Consider the following 1,127-nt stretch of genomic DNA (forward strand, 5'->3'; position numbering starts at 1 on the left):
ACAAGTGAGTATGCAATAGATACAGGACTCCAAATATTATCAAAATTATACTTTTCAATTGTTCTTTTTGTTTTCTTAAAAGGAAACTCATTATCTCCATTTTTGGTATAATAGCCATAACCCATGGCAATTGAACTGGATGTATACATCGGCTCAAACTCATGCGTCAAAACCACCACTATTGGATCAATAATTTGATAATTCGTATCTACAGCCATTTGAGTAGTAAATGTAAAATAAGATTGTTCATTTTTTACATATAGTATCTTTATTTGTACTGAGTCAGGATTCTCATGATTTAGCATCATGGAATAATCTTTTTTTATTGTTGTTTTGATATCTTCTTGATTTGCTTCATATCTTTTAGGCACTAAAACCGTTATTTCAGATTTATTAGGTATTGGTAACTGTAACTTTTCACCATCAATTCCGTATACAGGATTGATTGATAAATAATTTCTATTAATAACGATTTGTTTTCCTTCCATTCCCCAAGGGTTAGGATTTAACTCATTATTCTTTTGATTGAAATAATAATAAGACGGAGCAATGTATATGGCTCCCTGATCCTCTAATTCCTTATATAAATTCTTGAATCGATTCAAACTATCTTCATTTTTGATATCAAATCTGTCTCCAGCCCCTACTTCCATACCTAGTGATGCATAATCTTTCATCAATTCCCATTTTTCTTGTTGTGTAATTGTTTTTTTGAGTTCAATAAAAGTGCTAATCCCTTGTTGCAGTGCAAGAATTAAGAACACAGCTAATATAAATCGAATCCCGAGATTAGAATAAAAGAATAGTTTTATGGGTTTTTTATTTTTAATCATTTGAGATATATGTATATTTTTACTACCAAGCCAAGTAACGATTATAATTAAAAGTATGACTAAGAATAAAAGAGAAATGTTTTCTATCCAAAAGCCTATAAAAGGTACTATTTGCTGATATTGATTGTAGTAATAAAGAAATATTAATAGACTCATGCTAGCCAGAAGAAATGAACCTAAAATGATATTTACATACCTTCTAAGTAAATATAATCCGATTTGCCAAAAACTATCTCCGTGCATATATTGAATAGCAATAGCTTTGTAATTGTTCATAACATCATAAGACATAGC

General features: G+C 29.5%; 1 protein-coding gene. It reads right to left on the minus strand.

Annotated elements, in window-relative coordinates:
• A partial coding sequence (locus tag ABWK52_RS25235) for a hypothetical protein (RefSeq protein ID WP_353772208.1) occupies positions 1 to 1,127 on the minus strand: 1,127 nt, incomplete at both ends.

Source organism: Bacillus sp. AP50, from assembly GCF_040492675.1.
In the GTDB taxonomy this organism is placed as follows: Bacteria; Bacillota; Bacilli; order Bacillales; family Bacillaceae_G; genus Bacillus_A; species Bacillus_A cereus.